This window comes from Serratia sp. H1w (genome assembly GCF_000633355.1).
Lineage (GTDB): Bacteria > Pseudomonadota > Gammaproteobacteria > Enterobacterales > Enterobacteriaceae > Chania.
This window is the reverse complement of the sequence record NZ_AYMQ01000004.1, coordinates 1-16,427: the sequence shown is the minus strand read 5'-3', so window position 1 is coordinate 16,427 and position 16,427 is coordinate 1. Positions and strand designations below refer to the sequence as shown.

Annotated in this window: 15 protein-coding genes; 10 read left to right on the top strand and 5 right to left on the bottom strand. The window is 56.3% G+C overall.

The window, feature by feature from the left end:
* The first annotated feature begins 75 nt into the window (after positions 1-75).
* The gene (locus U869_RS0100295; RefSeq protein WP_232785313.1) at positions 76-876 is read left to right on the top strand and encodes an AraC family transcriptional regulator; all 801 of its coding nucleotides are present in this window, start codon (positions 76-78) and stop codon (positions 874-876) included.
* A gap of 81 nt (positions 877-957) precedes the next feature.
* The gene (locus tag U869_RS0100290) at positions 958-1,629 is read left to right on the top strand and encodes a B3/4 domain-containing protein (RefSeq protein WP_025121838.1); all 672 of its coding nucleotides are present in this window, start codon (positions 958-960) and stop codon (positions 1,627-1,629) included.
* 41 nt (positions 1,630-1,670) lie between these two features.
* On the opposite strand, the gene U869_RS0100285 is transcribed toward U869_RS0100290, so the two are convergent.
* Complete coding sequence (locus U869_RS0100285) at positions 1,671-2,573, bottom strand: dihydrodipicolinate synthase family protein (RefSeq protein WP_025121839.1); 903 nt, start codon at positions 2,571-2,573, stop codon at positions 1,671-1,673.
* 47 nt (positions 2,574-2,620) lie between these two features.
* Positions 2,621-3,337, bottom strand: a complete 717-nt coding sequence (locus tag U869_RS0100280; RefSeq protein ID WP_071998185.1) for an N-acetylmannosamine-6-phosphate 2-epimerase — start codon at positions 3,335-3,337, stop codon at positions 2,621-2,623.
* A 232-nt stretch (positions 3,338-3,569) separates the two neighbouring features.
* On the opposite strand from U869_RS0100280, the gene U869_RS0100275 reads away from it, so the two are divergent.
* The 4 genes from U869_RS0100275 to U869_RS0100260 all read left to right on the top strand — a co-directional run bounded on the left by U869_RS0100275 (position 3,570) and on the right by U869_RS0100260 (position 7,931).
* Positions 3,570-4,442 (top strand): N-acetylmannosamine kinase, encoded by an 873-nt coding sequence (locus tag U869_RS0100275; RefSeq protein ID WP_025121841.1) that lies wholly within the window; start codon positions 3,570-3,572, stop codon positions 4,440-4,442.
* Positions 4,443-4,471: 29 nt separating this feature from the next.
* Positions 4,472-4,945, top strand: a complete 474-nt coding sequence (gene nanQ, locus U869_RS0100270; RefSeq protein ID WP_025121842.1) for an N-acetylneuraminate anomerase — start codon at positions 4,472-4,474, stop codon at positions 4,943-4,945.
* 226 nt (positions 4,946-5,171) lie between these two features.
* Positions 5,172-6,050 (top strand): MurR/RpiR family transcriptional regulator, encoded by an 879-nt coding sequence (locus tag U869_RS0100265; protein ID WP_025121843.1) that lies wholly within the window; start codon positions 5,172-5,174, stop codon positions 6,048-6,050.
* A gap of 351 nt (positions 6,051-6,401) precedes the next feature.
* A complete protein-coding gene (locus U869_RS0100260) occupies positions 6,402-7,931 on the top strand; it encodes an MFS transporter (RefSeq protein ID WP_025121844.1) in 1,530 nt (509 codons plus the stop codon).
* 52 nt (positions 7,932-7,983) lie between these two features.
* Here the strand turns inward: U869_RS0100260 and metE are convergent, their stop codons facing one another.
* A complete protein-coding gene (gene metE / locus U869_RS0100255; RefSeq protein WP_025121845.1) occupies positions 7,984-10,260 on the bottom strand; it encodes a 5-methyltetrahydropteroyltriglutamate--homocysteine S-methyltransferase in 2,277 nt (758 codons plus the stop codon).
* Between the two features lie 105 nt (positions 10,261-10,365).
* Between metE and metR the strand changes: the two genes are divergently transcribed.
* The 3 genes from metR to U869_RS29935 all read left to right on the top strand — a co-directional run bounded on the left by metR (position 10,366) and on the right by U869_RS29935 (position 13,795).
* Positions 10,366-11,316 (top strand): HTH-type transcriptional regulator MetR, encoded by a 951-nt coding sequence (gene metR, locus U869_RS0100250; protein ID WP_025121846.1) that lies wholly within the window; start codon positions 10,366-10,368, stop codon positions 11,314-11,316.
* 125 nt (positions 11,317-11,441) lie between these two features.
* Positions 11,442-12,566, top strand: coding sequence for a hypothetical protein (locus U869_RS29940; protein ID WP_157834705.1), 1,125 nt, complete (start codon positions 11,442-11,444; stop codon positions 12,564-12,566).
* Positions 12,563-13,795, top strand: a complete 1,233-nt coding sequence (locus U869_RS29935) for a hypothetical protein (protein ID WP_051588675.1) — start codon at positions 12,563-12,565, stop codon at positions 13,793-13,795. The genes U869_RS29940 and U869_RS29935 overlap by 4 nt, the downstream gene beginning before the upstream one ends.
* Before the next feature lie 88 nt (positions 13,796-13,883).
* On the opposite strand, the gene U869_RS0100240 is transcribed toward U869_RS29935, so the two are convergent.
* The gene (locus tag U869_RS0100240) at positions 13,884-14,729 is read right to left on the bottom strand and encodes a carboxylate/amino acid/amine transporter (RefSeq protein ID WP_029987817.1); all 846 of its coding nucleotides are present in this window, start codon (positions 14,727-14,729) and stop codon (positions 13,884-13,886) included.
* A 159-nt stretch (positions 14,730-14,888) separates the two neighbouring features.
* Here U869_RS0100240 and U869_RS0100235 point away from each other — a divergent pair, with 159 nt between their 5' ends.
* Positions 14,889-15,242, top strand: coding sequence for a hypothetical protein (locus U869_RS0100235; protein WP_025121847.1), 354 nt, complete (start codon positions 14,889-14,891; stop codon positions 15,240-15,242).
* On the opposite strand, the gene U869_RS0100230 is transcribed toward U869_RS0100235, so the two are convergent.
* Entirely contained in the window at positions 15,223-16,179 is a 957-nt protein-coding gene (locus U869_RS0100230) for an AEC family transporter (protein ID WP_025121848.1), read from the bottom strand. The two genes, U869_RS0100235 and U869_RS0100230, sit on opposite strands and share 20 nt — an antisense overlap.
* Between the last annotated feature and the right edge of the window lie 248 nt (positions 16,180-16,427).

Here is a 16,427-nt window from a genome sequence, read left to right as displayed (position 1 = left end):
GGCGCTGCCAGTCGCCATGAAGGGTGATAGGCTGTCAATACTGCGCTAAAACACCTGACACAGAGGAGCTAGCGATTGCCATCCCAATTCAGTATGCCATCCTTTTCTGTGCCGGGCATCGAAGCGGTAATAGCCACCACTCGCCACAGTTACCCAAAGCATTTTCACACCCAGTTTGGCATCGGGCTGATCATCTCTGGGGCACAAAAATCACTCAGTGGCCGTGGGCTGGTTGAAGCCGGATCGGGTGACATCATTACGGTCAACCCCGGTGAAGTACATGATGGTCGTCCCATGGGTGAAGGGCCTCGCTCATGGCGCATGCTCTATCTGGAGCCAGAGCTGATAGCGCAAGCCACCAGCGAACTGGGGACAGGCAAATTATCAGGTAGTGAGTTTTCATTACCTGTCCTGAGCGATAACAGGGTCGCCAGCTGTTTTCACAGCCTGTTTAGCTGTATCACCCAACCGCAACCGGGCAGTCCACTGGCTCAAGAGCAGTCCCTGTTCCTGCTGTTAGCTCGGTTATTTCACCATCGTGAACCGATGGTAACCATGCCAACGCTACGTCTGGCCCAACAGCGTCTTGACGACGATCCCGCCACCCCGGTTTCCCTTGGCGAGCTGTCCCAGCTCTGCGGCATCAGCTGTTATCAACTGATCCGCAGCTTTCAACAAACTATCGGCATCACCCCACATGCTTACCTGATCCAGCGCCGGATCCAGCTCGCCAGACGGTTGATTGCCAATGGCACCTCACTGGCAGAGAGTGCCGTAGCGGCAGGTTTTGCCGACCAAAGCCATATGACACGCCAGTTTACCCGCACACTGGGAATTTCTCCTGGCCTCTATGCCCGCCGTCTACGCCAATGCTGAACGGCTGCAATTTCGTTCAAGACTCCGAACACAATGAGCTTCAGAGTAGCGGAAATAACCTTAACGCTTTTATGGTGAGTCATGAACTTTAACTATGCCAATTCTCTACGCTCCTCCTTCCCAGCTCTAGCATCTTGCTGCCTGCTGGTTGAAGGGATCGACCAGCAAGCAGATGTCAGCCTGCCGGTCATCGACTTCAGCCGCCAGGCAGTGGCCCGCTTAAGTGGTGGTACCGAAAGCGGCCTTACAGAGATCCAAGCCTGGCGACACGCCTTCGTGCTAATGGGACTAAAACCAACCCAGTATCGCTGCGCGGCGGAATCACTATTGCGCCGCCTACGAAAAGAGGGATTGTTACCAACCATTTTTCCACTGATCGATTTATGCAATGCGCTTTCACTGGCCTTCGCCATTCCAATTGCCGTATTCGATCGACAGAAGATCAACGGTGACCTCCAGGTGTGCTATGCGCAGGGGAATGAGATTTACCAAACGTTCTCTGGTACCACCGAGTCACCTTCGGTGGGTGAAGTGATCTTTGCCGATGCTGCCGGCTATGCTCATGCCAGGCGCTGGACACATCGGCAAAGTGGTTACTCTGCGGTGAGTCAATACACCACCCAAGCACTGATTGTGATGGAGGCGATGCATGATACGGCAACAGCGGACATTGCTGCTTTAAGTCAGGTGCTGACACAACAGATAAAAAACATTTGGCCTGGAAGTATGGTAACACCTATCAGCCAAGAATAAGGACGTCAAAGCGCCCTTATTAACCAACTCCACGTTTTTACTTACTGGTGAGCAGTGATCGCGATAGCGCTACGCATTCTGCTAACGACCGTTTGCTTCTGTTCTTTGGTCAGTGTGCGCAGTGGCAGACGCGGATTACCCGCATCGATGCCGTGTACCAGCATCGCTGCTTTACCGGCCGCCACGCCACCAAACTCAACCAGAACGCGGATCAAAGCGATAACCTGGTCCATGCCCTGTTTTACCGCAGCCTGGTCGCCTGCGTTGAAATCGGCAATGATCTTATGGAACAGCGGAGCCGCATAGTTATAGGTGCTGCCAACCGCGCCGATCGCCCCCACGGCCAGACCACCGGGCAGATGCTCATCAACGCCGAACGGGATATCAAATTTACCGTCGCTGACGCGCAGACAACGCTGATACTCATACAGATCGGCGCTGTTGAACTTAATCCCTGACAGGTTGGGGATTTGTGATTCGGCTTTGATCAGGAACTGTTCCATATCCAGATTCACCCCCGACATGCCGGAATGGTAGTAATAGAAGCCTTTTGACGGTGCGGCAGCGGCAATCGCCTGGCAGTAGGCGATCAGGTCGTTGAGGTCGCCCGGCTTAAAGAAGCAAGGGCCGATGGCCGAGGTAGCAAAAATATCCAGCGTTTCCGCATGGCGGGATAAATCAACCGCGTCCTTGATGCTGAGCGCGCCGGTGTGCAGCGTGATGCACAGTTTGCCCTGAGCGGCCTTGACCCAGCGCTCGGCAATTTTTTTGCGCTCTTCAACCGAGCAATGAATGCCTTCGCCAGTGGTGCCGCAAACATAAACGCCCGTGACCCCATCGTTGACCAGGTGCTCGGCAATTTGATCGATAACCGGGTAGTTGACCTCACCTTGTTCATCAAAAGGCGTATGGGGGGCAGCAATCAAACCTGTAAGCTTTTTCATGTACATCCTTAGGACTTTGCATAGTGGGTGGCCGCGTCAGGCCGCAATCAGAATTCTGTCAGCTTGGTGGCTTCACGTTGGGCAATCGCCGTGTGAAACCAGCCGCAAATATGTTCGATACGGGTAATGGCTGAGCCTACGGTGACGGCGCACGCCCCCGCTGAGATGGCCATCGCCGCCAGGGTTGGCGAGTTATAGCGCCCTTCGGCAATCACCAGACACCCGGCCTGCGCCAACTGCCTGACCAGTTCGATATCCGGCTCGTTGGGTACCGGCGGGTCAATATAGCCCGACAGGGTGGTACCAATAAAATCGATGCCTAACCGCTGTGCCAACAGCCCGTCTTCCAGAGAAGAGGCATCAGCCATCGCCAAACGGCCGGTGGCACGCACCCGCAGGTACAATTCTTCCACCGACACCGGGCGTGCCCGACGGGTAACATCAAAAGCGATAACGTCTGCGCCAGCCTCGCTCAGTGCGTCAATATCTTCCAGCCAGGGAGTGATCCGCACCGGCGAATCGGCCAGATCGCGTTTGATGATACCGATAATCGGCACCTTGACCACCTGACGTACGGCGCAGATATTGCTGATACCTTCAATACGTAAAGCCACGGCACCGCCATCGACGGCTGCGCTAGCCATTGCCGCAACGATCTCTGGTTTATCCATCGCGCTACCGGGCACCGGTTGGCATGAGACGATAAGGCCATTTTGCAGTTGATGGCGAAGATGGCCCTGATTGTTTACGGTCTGACTGCGCATGACTTTAAACTCCAGAAATTAAAACAAAATGAAGCATTGCTCCATTATGGTAAAACTTTTGATCGGGTTATGCAACGCAGTCCAAGCGTAAATCTGTGCGGCTGCTCAAGGTTATGGATAACTTATGGGAGCGAAACTCCAAAATAAAAATAATAATGGAGTTTTGACTAAGGAGTTGCCATAGTTTCTGCGCAGCGCCCTGACATTTTTTAGCAGCATTGAGGAACGCACCATGGGAAAAGGTTTAGCACTGGATATCGGCGGGACAAAAATTGCGGCGGCCATCGTCACCGAAGAGGGAACGTTGATCCAACGTCAACAGATTGCCACGCCACGCGGCGGTACCCAACAGCTGTCAGCCACTCTGGAAACGCTGATTGCCCCGTATCGTCATCAGGTTGATTTTATCGCCGTGGCTTCAACGGGCATTATCGCCAAGGGCCGCCTCACGGCACTCAATCCGGCTAACCTGGGTGGTCTGGCGGATTTTCCACTGCAAGACTGCCTGCAATCCATCGCCGATTTGCCCTGTGTGCTGCTTAATGACGGCCAAGCCGCCGCCTGGGCGGAATATCAGCCGCTTAAAGAGAGCAGCGATAACGCCGTGTTCGTGACGGTTTCCACCGGCGTAGGCGGCGGCATCATCTTGAATAAAAAACTACTGGTAGGTAACGGCGGGCTGGCAGGGCATATCGGACATACGCTGTCCGATCCCCTCGGCCCTTGGTGTGGCTGCGGCCGCCGGGGCTGTGTCGAAAGCGTCGCTTCAGGTACGGCAATTGGAACGGCGACCCAAGAGTGGACACACCCGGCCCCAGCGGCAACGGTTTTCGCCTTGGCACGCGACGGCGATACCCAGGCACAGGCCATCGTGCAGCGTTCGGCTACGGCCATCGCCCATCTGCTGGCAGACATGACCATCGCATTGGATCTGGAAACCGCCATTCTCGGTGGCAGCGTCGGGTTGGCCGCAGGCTATCTGGAGCAGGTGACCCATGCGCAAAGCCTGCTGCCTGCCATCTATCGGCTTCCCGTGCGGGCCGCTTATCACCGCCAGGACAGCGGCCTGCTCGGCGCCGCGTTATGGGCCAGAGCCACGCTCTAACATCTTCCCCAAAGTTAACAGAGGTCTTTATGATTAACGGTTCCCTGACACAAACCGCCAGCTTCAGCAGCCTGCCGGCCAGCCTGCAACGGGTGTTGGACTATCTGGCCGGGTTGTCACTGCCAGAACTCACCTGCGGCCGCCATGAGATCGAGGGCGATTTGCTGTTTATGAACGTCATGGAGTTTGAGGCACAACCTGCCGAGAACAAAAAGGCAGAGCTGCACCGAACCTATGCCGATGTACAGCTGTTGATCAGCGGTATCGAAGGAATTGAATATTCGGTGCTGACGCCGACGACTGGGCTGGAAGACTATCATCCTGAGGACGACTATCAGCTGATTGCCGAGATCCCGGACAAGAGCCAACTACGCATGTTGCCCGGCATGTTTGCCATTTTTCTCCCCGGCGAGCCGCATAAACCCGGCTGCCAGATCGCTGGTTCAGGCACCATCAAAAAGGCGGTAGTCAAAGTCCATCACAGCCTGCTAGCTCAATCCTGAGCGTAAGTACGACGCTTCACTGGGCGGGGCAACTATGTAATGATAATGCGCTGTGTATTATCATTTCAGATTGCTGACAAAGTGGCGATGTTGCTGAATTTGTAGGGGTCGAACATGTTCGACCCTGGCCAACCCACTGATTAACAAGGTGGGCGCAGCATGCAGCCCCCTACGTGTAAGACCCGCGTGGGTTTGTCAGCCGTCTCCTTTCCCTTGAGGTGTTAACGTGAAAACAGGTCCCCTGTTTAAGCCAGGTAAAATTCTTGATGCCTTAGGGGCGATGCAAAATAGCCTGACCCGTTCCGCGCAGCGTATTGCCGAATATATTCTGGCGGAACCGGCCAAGGTCACTCAGTTATCGCTGGCCGAGCTATCCGCGCTGACCCAGGCTGGCGAAGCCACCATCATTCGTTTCTGCCGGACTATGGGCTATAAAGGGTTCCAGGATTTCAAAATGGATCTGGCCATCGAAGTGGCCACCAATCAAACCAGCCGGGAAAGCCTGCTGGACGGCGACGTGCAGGACGGCGATAACGCGCAGGCCATCGGCGGCAAGCTGCAATCGGCCATTAACAACGTCCTGACGGAAACGCTCAACCTGCTATCGTTCGAGAGCGTGGAACAGGTAGTCAAACTGTTACGCCCGGCGGATCGCATCTGCCTGTTTGGCGTGGGGTCTTCCGGCATCACCGCCGAAGATGCCAAGAGCAAGCTGATGCGTATCGGCCTGCGGGTGGACGCCGCTACCAATAACCATTTTATGTACATGCAGGCCTCTTTGATGCGCCCTGGGGATGTCGCTATCGGCATCAGCCATTCCGGCACCTCCCCCGAGACGGTACAAGCGCTGAAGCTGGCCAAAGAGGCCGGTGCAACCACGGTGGCGCTGACGCACAATATGGGGTCGCGGATCACCGAGTTAGCCGACTACGTGCTGATTAACGGCAACCGGCAGGGGCAACTGCAAGGGGACTCGATCGGTACCAAGATTGCTCAGCTGTTTGTGCTGGATCTGATTTACGCGCTGGTGGTGAAAGCCGATCCGGCCAAAGCGGAAAATATCAAACGTAAAACCACCCAAGCCGTCAGCCAAACTGAGGGCTAACAGCCCTATCTCCCCCAGATCACCGCTCATATTGCGGTGATCTTCGTCCGATCCTGAAGATCGCCTGCGCATTCTGCTGCTTTTCCTGCCGAACTCCGCATTTCGCCGTGTTAGTCACGTTTTTGATACTTGGTGATTGTAATGCCTGAATGATCTTATACACTCAAATGGAGCTTTACTTCTAAATTGTTTTTATTTTGGAGTAAAACAGCAAAATCCAGAGCGTGGCAGGGATCATCAAAAAATAAGTAATAACATGATGATAAACAATTAGATGCCATGATTACCTAAGCCGTGGGAAACCATTTCTGTCAGTCATCCAAGCGGGCAGAGCACAGAGAGAGCGACGATATGAGCACTTCAGTACCATCTCGTGGAGCCAAATATTCGCCGGGCGGGGGCCAATCTCCCCGCTGGTACAAACAGCTGACCCCTCCGCAATGGAAGGCGTTTATTGCCGCCTGGGTCGGTTATGCCCTGGACGGCTTTGATTTTGTCATCATCACTCTGGTGCTCACCGAAATTAAACACGAATTCGGGCTGACGCTGCTTGAAGCCAGCAGCCTGATCTCGGCGGCCTTTATCTCCCGCTGGTTCGGCGGTTTGGTATTAGGGGCGATGGGCGACCGTTATGGCCGAAAACTGGCAATGATCACCAGCATTGTGCTGTTTTCCTGCGGAACCCTGGCCTGCGGTTTGGCTCCGGGCTATGCCACGATGTTTATCGCACGCCTGATTATCGGCATCGGCATGGCCGGAGAGTATGGCTCCAGCTCGACCTACGTGATGGAAAGCTGGCCGAAAAACATGCGTAACAAGGCCAGCGGCTTTCTAATCTCGGGCTTTTCCATCGGTGCCGTCGTGGCGGCGCAGGCCTACAGCCATATCGTGCCGGTGTTTGGTTGGCGCATGCTGTTCTATATTGGCCTGCTGCCGATCATCTTTGCGCTGTGGCTGCGTAAAAACCTGCCCGAAGCGGAGGACTGGGAGCAATCGCAGTTACGGCATAAAGAAGCCAAACAACAGAAAAACCAGAACATGGTCGATATTCTCTATCGCGGCGCTAAAAACTATCTGAACATTGGCCTGACGATCTTTGCCGCCGCTGCGCTCTATCTGTGCTTTACCGGCATGGTAACGGCTCCGGTCGTGGCTATTCTCGGCGTCCTGTGTGCCGCCGTGTTTATCTACTTTATGGTGCAAACCAGCGGCAAACGCTGGCCAACGGGCGTGATGCTGATGCTGGTGGTGTTTTGCGCCTTCCTTTATTCCTGGCCAATCCAGGCGTTGCTGCCCACTTATCTGAAAACCGATCTGGGCTACGATCCGCAAACCGTGGGCAACGTGCTGTTCTTTAGCGGCTTTGGGGCGGCGGTAGGCTGCTGCGTCGGCGGATTCCTTGGCGACTGGCTGGGTACCCGCAGAGCCTATGTGACCAGCCTACTGCTTTCCCAACTGCTGATCATCCCGCTGTTTGCCATCCAGGGCTCTAACATCTTGTTCCTGGGCGGCCTGTTATTTTTACAACAGATGCTGGGGCAAGGCATTGCCGGCCTGTTGCCAAAACTGCTCGGCGGTTATTTTGATACCGACCAACGGGCCGCTGGCCTGGGGTTCACCTACAACGTGGGGGCATTGGGTGGCGCGCTGGCTCCGATCCTCGGGGCAGCGTTCTCCCAACACTTCAGTTTGGGTACCGCACTGGGTTCGCTCTCGTTCAGCCTGACGTTTGTGGTCATCCTGCTGATCGGCTTCGATATGCCATCACGGGTACAACGCTGGATCCATCCATCGAGTCTGCGTATGCACGATGCGATTGATGGGCTGCCCTTCAGCGGCGCCATCGTGACCCAAAGCAAACGAGCGGTCACCGAGAAATAGTTGTTACAGTAAAAAGGGCGCCGCGGCGCCCTTCGATTTATTGATAGTTACCTCAGGCAACCTGGTCGCGCAGGCGCTGAGCAGCCAGCACCATGTTGGCCAGCGACTGGCGGGTTTCTGGCCAGCCACGGGTTTTCAGGCCACAGTCCGGGTTGACCCACAGGCGCTCTGCCGGGATATTCTGTGCCGCTTTACGCAGCAGCGCTTCAATCCATTCGACGCTTGGCACGTTCGGTGAGTGGATGTCGTAGACGCCCGGCCCGATTTCGTTCGGATAATCGAACTCTTTGAACGCTTCCAGCAGATCCATATCGGAACGTGAGGTTTCGATGGTGATCACATCGGCATCCAGCGCCGCGATGGAATCCATGATGTCGTTAAACTCGCAATAACACATGTGGGTGTGGATCTGGGTATCATCCTGCGCCACGGCGGCGTTCAGTTTGAAGGCATCCACCGCCCAGTCGAGGTACGCGGCCCAATCGGACTGGCGCAGCGGCAAACCTTCGCGCAGCGCGGGTTCGTCGATCTGGATGATACCAATACCCGCTTTCTCCAAATCTGCCACTTCGTCACGCAGTGCCAGTGCAATCTGCTTGGCAATCACTTCACGGGTCACGTCTTCACGTGGGAATGACCAGCAAAGAATGGTCACCGGGCCGGTCAACATGCCTTTTACCGGCTTGTCGGTCAGCGACTGGGCGAACTTGGCCCACTCCACGGTAATCGCTTCCGGGCGGCTAATATCGCCAATGATCACCGGCGGTTTCACGCAGCGGGAACCGTAGCTCTGTACCCAACCGTTTTGGGTGAACACGAAGCCATCCAGGTTTTCGCCGAAGTATTCCACCATGTCGTTACGCTCGGCTTCGCCGTGCACCAACACGTCCAGCCCCAGGCGTTCCTGCTCGGCAATGGCCTGCTTGATATGTTCGCCGATACTGGTGCGATAGTTGCTGCCATCCAGACGACCTTGCTTGAAGTCCAGGCGCAGGCCGCGGATTTCAGTAGTCTGCGGGAAGGAGCCGATGGTGGTGGTTGGCCAGGCTGGCAGGTTAAAGCGATCGCGCTGAGCCTGGGCACGTTGTTCATACGGGCGTTGACGTTCGCTATCTTTGGCGGTGATGGCCGCCAGGCGTTGTTCTACCTGGGTATTATGCACCCGGCTGGATTGGCGACGAGCGCGGATTGGCGCACTGTAGGCATCCAGTTCGGCCTGCTTATCTGCCCCCGGCGCATTCAGAGCACCGCTCAGCAACGCCAGCTCAGCACATTTTTGCAGGGCGAAGGCGAACCAACTTTTTACTTCTTCATCCAGGCGGCTTTCCACGCTGAGATCGATCGGGCTGTGCAGCAGCGAACATGAGCTGCCAATCCACAGCTGGCGGCTACCGACCAGCGGTTGCAGACGTTCAAACCAGCTGCTGACATCGGCACGCCAGACGTTACGGCCATTGATCACGCCCAGAGACAGCACCCACTCTTTCGGCAAAGCGTTATTCAGGGCAGCAGCATCGTCCTTACCCCCCACCAGATCCACATGCAGCCCCTGTACTGGCAGCGCACGGATGGTATCGAGGTTGTGGCCAATGCTGTCGAAATAGGTTGTCAGCAGCAGTTTGACCTGGCCTTGCAGCGCGGCGTAAGCCGGTTTAAAGGCATCCAGCCAGGCCTGTGGCAGTTCCAGCACCAACGCAGGTTCGTCGATCTGTACCCACTCGATGCCACGCTTGGCCAGTTCCGCCAACACTTGCTGGTAGACCGGCAGGATATCGTTCAGCAGCGACAGGCGGTCAAACTGCTCGCCTTTCACCTTGCCCAGCCACAGATAAGTTACCGGGCCTAACAATACCGGCTTGATTTTGTGGCCCAGCGCCAGCGCTTCGTCAACTTCATCCAGCAGTTGGGTCCAGCCCAGTCTGAACTGTTGGCCTTGAGTGAACTCAGGCACCATGTAGTGATAGTTGGTGTTAAACCATTTGGTCATTTCCGCCGCCGCCGCAGGCTCGCCGGTAGGTGCTCGGCCACGGCCAAGACGGAACAGGGTATCGAGATCGATAGAACCATCTTTATTCTGGTGACGCGCCGGGACGTTGCCCAGCAGCAGGCTGGTGGTCAGCACGTGATCGTACCAGGCGAAATCGCCAACCGGCACCAAATCCACCCCGGCCTGCTGTTGTTGCTGCCAGTGACGAGCGCGCAGCTCGCGGCCAACCGTCAACAGCTCTTCCTGTGTTGAATTACCTGCCCAGTAACTTTCCTGCGCTTTTTTCAGTTCACGACGCAGACCAACGCGTGGAAAACCCAGTGTGTGATTCAGAATTGTCATCGTCATATTTCCCATTTAGCCGTCCAGATGTTTACACTTCCATAATCCGCAGGTACTGTATGATCCACAAGCGCAATATTTTCACTGTCACTGTGAAGGACTCTCATGATCGAACTGAAACACTTACGGACCCTACAAGCTCTGCGTAATACCGGCTCCCTGGCCGCCGCCGCCGCGCAGCTTCATCAGACGCAATCTGCCCTTTCGCATCAGTTCAGCGATCTGGAGCAGCGCCTGGGCTTTAAGCTGTTCGTTCGCAAAAGCCAGCCGCTGCGCTTTACCGCCCAGGGGGAGATCCTGTTACAGCTGGCAGAGCAGGTATTGCCGCAGATCCAACAGGCGTTGCAAGCCTGCCATGAACCGCACCAAACCACGCTGCGTATCGCGATCGAATGCCATAGCTGTATTCAATGGCTAACCCCGGCGCTGGACAACTTCCGCTCCTACTTCCCGCAGGTGATGATGGATTTCAAATCCGGCGTGACGTTCGATCCGCAACCGGCCTTGCAGCAAGGGGAGCTGGACCTGGTGCTGACCTCAGATATCTTGCCGCGCAGCGGGCTGCACTATGCGCCGATGTTCGACTTTGAAGTCCGGCTGATCCTGGCCCCCGATCATCCGTTGGCCAATAAGCCGCACATTGAGCCAGCAGATCTGAGTGATGAAGTGCTGATGATCTACCCGGTGCAGCGCCAGCGGCTGGATATCTGGCGCCACTTCCTGCAACCGGCAGGCATCAGCCCGGCGCTGAAAAACGTCGATAACACGCTTTTATTGATTCAAATGGTGTCAGCCCGGATGGGGATCGCCGCGTTGCCGCACTGGGTAGTGGAGAGTTTTGAACGCCAAGGTTTGGTGGTGACCAAAACCCTCGGAGATGGGCTGTGGAGCCGGTTGTATGCTGCCACGCGCGACGGCGAGCAGCGCCAGACGGTTACTGAAGCCTTTATCCGTTCGGCACGCCAACACGCCTGCGACCATCTGCCATTCGTACGTGATGCCGCCAGGCCTGCGGGTACGATTGCAGACGCCAAGCCCTTAACATCCTTGAGCTAACCTTTAGGGTAGATTGGCAGTCTATTTTTACACACACTCTGCACCATGCAAATTCGGCAAAAGCGGTTACAGTAATTTCATTGGGACAATTCCCTCTACAAATTATCGGCTTTTCCGAGGCGCTTATGCGAACACTGCGTGGTTTGTTTCAATGGTTTCTTCTTCTGACGCTGTTAGCCTGCCCAACTTTATGGGCGGCAGAAGCGGTGGCTCCCTGGCCACACAGCGTGATCCTTTCCGGTACGTCCATGGAGCTGCACCAGCCGCAGCTCGACAGTTGGCAAGATAACCTGCTGAAAGGCCGCATGGTGGTCGCGGTGAAAACCGGCACCCTGACCGATGCCAACGGCAAAAAGCAGGACAAAATCAGTTACGGCGTCGCCTGGATCAGCGCACGCACCAGCACCGACAAGAAACAACGACAAGTCACGCTGGACAACCTCAATATTGAAAAGGTCAACTTCCCGACAGATAGCGCCAATCAAGACCATTATCTGGCATTATTGCGGCAACTTCCGGCTAAAACCCTGTTGGTCAGCCTCGATCAGCTGGAATCCGATCTGGCCATTCAGGATCAGGCTCCACAGCAGAACGTGAAGGTGAACAACGCCCCGCCAAAAATCCTGTTTGCTTTCCAACCGGCAACGCTGGTGTTACTTGATGGGCAACCTGCCTGGCAAGCTAGCGGGCAAGCGGGCGTGGAACGAGCTATCAATACCCGTTCATTACTGCTGAAAAAAGACGGCACGCTGTATATCTACTTTGCCAACCAGTGGTATACCGCACCCGATCTCAACGGACCCTGGACGCAAAAGCTCACGGTGCCGATCGAGCTGACCCAGGCCATGCAGGCCGCAGTGAAAAGCAAGTTGGTCACCACTGGCCCACAGGAAAAAACGTCAGTTACCAAGCCAGCAGAGATTTATGTCGCCACCGAAGCGGCCGAACTGATCCAGATCGACGGCGACCCGCAGTTTATGCCGATTGACGGCACCCAGCTCTCCTACGTGGTGAATACGCCTTCGGACGTGTTTATCGATGCCCAGCAAAATAACGGCTGGTATGTGCTGGTGTCTGGCCGTTGGTTCCGTGCCGACTCCACCAATGGCCCATGGCAATACGTTGCCGGCAGCGCTCTGCCAGCAGACTTCAGCCGTATCCCATCCGATAGCCCAAAAAGCGCGGTGTTGGCCTCAATCCCAGGTACGCCAGAGGCCCGTGGGTCGTTGCCGCCAACGTTCCGGCGGTGATTTACACCATTCCTGCCAATTCCCCACTGCATTACGTGACCTACGTTCGCGTCTACGGCAGCACCGACGATGTGGTGTACGTCGGCTATACGCCGGGGTATTACGGCACCGTAGCCAGCAACGGCGTGGTGGTTTATGGCACCGGTTATCCTTGCAACGCCTGGGTGGGTGACGTCTGGTACAGCTGCCCGGCCACCTACGGTTACGGCAGCAGTTTTGCCTGGGACCCGGCGATCGGCTGGAGCTTTGGCTTTGTCAGCGGTTGGATCTGGGGTAACGCCTGGAGCCAGCCTTGGTGGGGCCCTTGGTACGGTTACTACCCGCCCTATCACCCTGGCTACTGGGGTGGTGGCGTGTCGGTGTATAACGTTTATAACCACTGGGGTAACACCGTGGCGCAAGGCGTGCGCAGCGACTGGAGCAATCCGTGGAACGGTCATTACGGCAGCAACGTACGCGGCAGTTTCTACAACAACGCTACTGGCGGCCACGGGGCTGGTTACGCCTGGCGCGATACCAACGGCAATAACGGCATCACCCATGCGGGTGCGGGCGGCGTACGCTTCAATCCGCAGACTGGGCGAGCCGTCGCCGCCAACGGTGCCGGGGCATATAACCCCAATACCGGCAACGGTATCGCCGGTGGAGAGCGCAACAGCGTGAACACCAAAACCGGACGTGTCACCCACAGCCAAAGCATCAGTGGCACCACACCGCAGGGGGCAGGCAAGGCAGGCAGCTTTACCACCGTCGGGAAAAATGGGGTGACACAGGGTTCAGGTTACGTGCATTACAACAAGGAAACCGGCCAGGTGACGCATGGTGGCGTGGTTAATGGCCCCGATCACGTGTACGCCGGGCGCGATGGCAAAGTCTATAAGTACAACAACGGCAGTTGGCAGCAGATGAACGCCAGCGGCAAGTTTGTCAAAAGCCAACCTCCGGCAGAGGTCAGCAGCGCACAGCAGGCCCGCCAACGCGGCGATGAGCGCCAGACCGAGCGGGCGCAGACCTTGCAAACGCAGCCGCGCCTGAATCAAGAGCAACGTCAACAGGCGCAGCAGCGGTTGCAACAAAGAACGCCTACCCAGCAGGCACAACCGCGCTTAAACCAGCAACAGCACCAACAGATGCAGCAGCGCATGCAGCAAAGAGCGCCGGAGCAGCATCAGTTCGATCGCAGTAACTATGAGCCCCGCTTCCACGGCGGGATGGGAGGCCGCAGGTAGATCCAACAGGGGCCCGCAAACGGGCCCCTTAAATTACAGGCATTCCATCATCGGTCTCACAATGTAGGGGCGCTGCATGCTGCGCCCGTTACGCGACCCAACGGCGATGTACCCACAGCGAAGCCACAATCACCGCGCCACCAATAATAAAGCTGGTCCAATGCGGCTGCTGGTGCCAAACGGCAAAATTAACCAGCAGGCCCGCAGGCACATGCATGTTGTTCATGATGCCCAGCGTCCCGGCATCCACCTGCGTCGCCCCGTAGTTCCACATAAAGTAGCCCAGCCCGGAAGCCACTACGCCCAGCCAGACCAGAATGCCCCATTGCAGGTTGGTGGTTGGTAGCTGGTTCGGGTTACGCCACAGGAACCAGGCGACCACCGCGACCGCCGCCGCGCCCAGATAAAACCAGGAAAACGCGGTATGCTGCGGCAACGGATGCACTTCCATCAGACGCTTATAACCCACCATGCCGATAGCGAAACTGATATTCGCCGCCTGTACCAACAGCAGCCCCCACCAGAAGTGATCGCTCAGTTGGTGATAGCGGATAATCGCCGCCCCCAGTACCGCCAGCAACGCGCTGAACAGGTAGCCCCAACGCAGGCGGCGGCCGCTGATCAGATCGTAGATCAGCGTGATATACAGCGGCGTCAGTACCGTAAACAACAGGAATTCCGACACGGTCAGATAGATAAAGGCACGGAAGCTGATCAGATACATGATGCCAAGCTGGAATGCGCCCACCAGCATATACAGCAGGATCACTTTCAGCTTGATGTTACGCCAGCGCAGGAACGGCAGAAACACCAGCGCCGCCAGCCCAACGCGCATCAGCACTGAAAACCAGCTGTCGACATTGCCTGCCAGGTATTCGCCGATCAGGCTAAAGGAAAATGCCCATAAAATGGTGGTAATAACCAGAAGCAGCACGTCAAATTCACCCTAAAAGATCCGAAAGGGCGATTGTAGCGGAAGGCGGCAAGCCACGTAGGGAAAAGGCGGTTTACGTGTGAACAAAAAACAAACTAACGAGCAAATTTTTCCGGCTGAGTTAGGCTTAAGAGGAAGCATTGAATCGGAGGTCCCAACATGAAACGTCAGCTGATTATCGCCACCCTGCTGTGGCTGCCCTGTCTGGCTATGGCGGAAAACGGCGTCACTACGCTCAGCCAGCAACAGCATTTTCTTAACCAGCGCGACCAGCAGGGGCAGCAACAGCGCATGCTGAACAATCAACAGATGGAGCAGCGCCAGCAGCAGGGTTATCCGCTCAAGGCCAACCAGCCAAAGATGCTGCCCGATAATGGCGCGCCCAACCCCATGCAGCCACAGATGAACAATGGCAAGATGCTGCAAAACGGCGGTCAGCCTGTAAATCCTTTTAACCAGACGGCTCCGGCAATCCCGCAGGCACAGCTTCCCGCTACACCCTTACCCCCATAATCGTGAGGATTAACGGTGTGGTGATCGCCGCCAGTGCGGTAGACATCACCAAGCTGGTGGCGGCCGGGCCGGTCAGCACGTTGAACTGACGCGACATCAGGTAGACGTTCACCCCCACCGCCATTGAACCCAGCAGGACTACCACCCGGGTTTCCATCGGGGGGAGATCCATTGACCAGGCCAACAACCAGACCACCATCGGTTGGACAATCAGTTTGAGGAAGCAGATGGCGCTGCTCAGTTGCCAGCCTTCGCTGATGCGGTATTCGGCCAGCCCCATGCCAAGTACCACCAGCGACAGCGGAGCCGCCACCTGGCCCAGCATGCTGACCGGTTGATCGACAAACACCGGCAGCGGCAATCCGGTCAGGCTAAACAGCGTGCCAGACAGGATGCCAATAATCAGCGGGTTGGTCAGCACGCTACGGGCCGTTTTGATAAAGCCCTGCAACGTGGGTGAGCCATTACGCGCCCATTCGATGGAAATGGTCACCAGCGTCCATAAAATCAGGCCGTTAAATACCAGCACCAGGGCCACCGACGGAATGGCCTCCTCGCCCAGCATCACGGTAGCAATCGGCAAGCCCAGCATGACGTTGTTGGAGAAAATGCCGCCCAGAGCAAACACCGACCCCGAGACGCCGTCCAGCTTGAAGATCCGCCGGGCGGTAACGCGGCCAATGACAAACACGATCAGGCAACTGCCGAAGAAGGCAATTAGCAGGCGAGCGTCCACCGCCGGGCGTTGCGAGAAGTCACACATCATACGAAACAGCATGGCGGGCAGAGCGAGGGAGAACACAAAGCGGGTCAGACCGTCGGTAATGGTGGCAGGCCACTTTCCCCAACGAATCAGGCCATATCCCAGCACGATCAGCACAAATAACGGTAAAGACAGCACTATCTGGTGCCACAACGAAACGATAAAGGCAGGCATCGTATTCCCTTCCGATGGTATGGTGGCCGTTAATCTCCCCCCTCACCCCCAACTGCTCCAGCGTCGTGGGTAGGTTATGTAACATGCCGTAGATACTCTGTTAAGCGTCAAACGATTGCCGGTGTTTTTCGCTGAACAGTTTCGTTGCATCGAAGTCCTGACCGTGTTTTATACAGCTCCACAGACCGGTCAGGTACTTCCTCATGATGGCGCATATCGCCTGTATTGAACCGTACCGGGTTTCTTGG

Bases quoted from the DNA above. Each gene is read 5' to 3' on its own strand.
- U869_RS0100290 (WP_025121838.1), top strand. From the start codon at position 958: ATGAACTTTAACTATGCCAATTCTCTACGCTCCTCCTTCCCAGCTCTA.
- U869_RS0100285 (WP_025121839.1), bottom strand. From the start codon at position 2,573: ATGAAAAAGCTTACAGGTTTGATTGCTGCCCCCCATACGCCTTTTGAT.
- U869_RS0100280 (WP_071998185.1), bottom strand. From the start codon at position 3,337: ATGCGCAGTCAGACCGTAAACAATCAGGGCCATCTTCGCCATCAACTG.
- U869_RS0100275 (WP_025121841.1), top strand. From the start codon at position 3,570: ATGGGAAAAGGTTTAGCACTGGATATCGGCGGGACAAAAATTGCGGCG.
- nanQ (WP_025121842.1), top strand. From the start codon at position 4,472: ATGATTAACGGTTCCCTGACACAAACCGCCAGCTTCAGCAGCCTGCCG.
- U869_RS0100260 (WP_025121844.1), top strand. From the start codon at position 6,402: ATGAGCACTTCAGTACCATCTCGTGGAGCCAAATATTCGCCGGGCGGG.
- metE (WP_025121845.1), bottom strand. From the start codon at position 10,260: ATGACAATTCTGAATCACACACTGGGTTTTCCACGCGTTGGTCTGCGT.
- metR (WP_025121846.1), top strand. From the start codon at position 10,366: ATGATCGAACTGAAACACTTACGGACCCTACAAGCTCTGCGTAATACC.
- U869_RS29940 (WP_157834705.1), top strand. From the start codon at position 11,442: ATGCGAACACTGCGTGGTTTGTTTCAATGGTTTCTTCTTCTGACGCTG.
- U869_RS0100235 (WP_025121847.1), top strand. From the start codon at position 14,889: ATGAAACGTCAGCTGATTATCGCCACCCTGCTGTGGCTGCCCTGTCTG.
- U869_RS0100230 (WP_025121848.1), bottom strand. From the start codon at position 16,179: ATGCCTGCCTTTATCGTTTCGTTGTGGCACCAGATAGTGCTGTCTTTA.